At 59.7% G+C, this 1,093-nt stretch carries 2 protein-coding genes; both read right to left on the bottom strand.

The window, feature by feature from the left end; translation table 11 throughout:
- Positions 1-10 precede the first annotated feature (10 nt).
- Positions 11-433: a VOC family protein gene (locus A3730_RS23745; RefSeq protein WP_063520340.1), complete on the bottom strand. Its 423-nt coding sequence runs from the start codon at positions 431-433 to the stop codon at positions 11-13.
- Positions 426-974, bottom strand: coding sequence for an SRPBCC family protein (locus A3730_RS23750; RefSeq protein ID WP_063520341.1), 549 nt, complete (start codon positions 972-974; stop codon positions 426-428). Before A3730_RS23750 ends, A3730_RS23745 begins: the two co-directional genes overlap by 8 nt.
- Positions 975-1,093 lie beyond the last annotated feature (119 nt).

Raw genomic sequence — 1,093 nt, forward strand, 5'->3', positions numbered from 1 at the left:
ATGACCGTTCCTAGACATTTTCCTTCGCGTCACCGGGTGCGGTGACAGACAATTGCCATGACACCCCGAAGCAGTCCTGCACCCAGCCGAACCAGGGGCTGAAGTCATAGCTGTCCAGGGGCATCAGCACGGTGCCGCCGTCTGCCAGTTTTGCAAAGGTGTCGGCTACTGCCTGTTTGTCCTTCAGGGCAAGACACAGCGAGGTCGATGGGGTGAAATCAAAGTCGTGGGGCACAGGGCTGTCAAAACAGTGTATCCGCACGTTGCCGATACGGCACCAGGCGGTTTTCACCTGGCCGTTTTCACCCATCTCGTCCGGGCCGTAGAGCGTTCGGCTCAGCAGCTCTAACGGAGCGATAGCGCTGTCGTAGAGATCGAGGGCCGCGTTGGCCCGGCCCTGAAACATCAGTTGCACGGTTAGCGTGTCAGTCATGCGGGGCCTCGCTTTCCTGCAAAACGCGCTGATAGTGCGTTTCCCATTGTGTGTGTGTTGGCCAGAAGGACGAGCGGGGTTGGCCGTTCAGCTCTTCGGCCAGAATGCCCAGATGGGTGTGCCAGCCGCTGGCGACACTGATGCGGGTGTTTTCGTCAGCGGGCAAGCGGTGGTGGGTAAGCCGTAAATGAACCTGGTCGCCCTGCGCGCTCAAGAAAAAGGTGACTTCGCCTTCATTGTCACCCCAGGTATGGGCCAGCACATGGGGTGGCTCAAAGCGGGTAATGATGCCAGTCAGCGTGGCTCCACCTTCAATGGATTTGTACTTGTCCGGGGCCGGCTGGATATCCTCTGACAAATCCTGATGACGGAAATGAATCACCACTGCGCCACCCACAAACTCGCCCAGGGTGCCGCCACCCAGCCAGCGAGCGCGTTTGTCCGGGTCGGTCAGGTAGGCCCATACGCGCTCAATGGGGCCGGGCAGGGTGCGTTCTATCGTCAGGGTCGTAGCGTCGTCGAATCGTACATCGGTTTCCATCACAAACCTCCTGTCAGTCTCCGTCCTTGAGCGCCTGTTCCAGCGCGTCCAGTTTGTCGTTCCAGAACACCCGATAGCGTTGTAGCCAAGCGTCTGCCTCCGCCATGGGGGCGGCGTTG

Source organism: Alcanivorax sp. HI0044 (assembly GCF_001634945.1).

Excerpts from the sequence above, each read along its gene's own strand:
- A3730_RS23745 (WP_063520340.1), bottom strand. The coding sequence starts at position 433 with ATGACTGACACGCTAACCGTGCAACTGATGTTTCAGGGCCGGGCCAAC.
- A3730_RS23750 (WP_063520341.1), bottom strand. The coding sequence starts at position 974 with ATGGAAACCGATGTACGATTCGACGACGCTACGACCCTGACGATAGAA.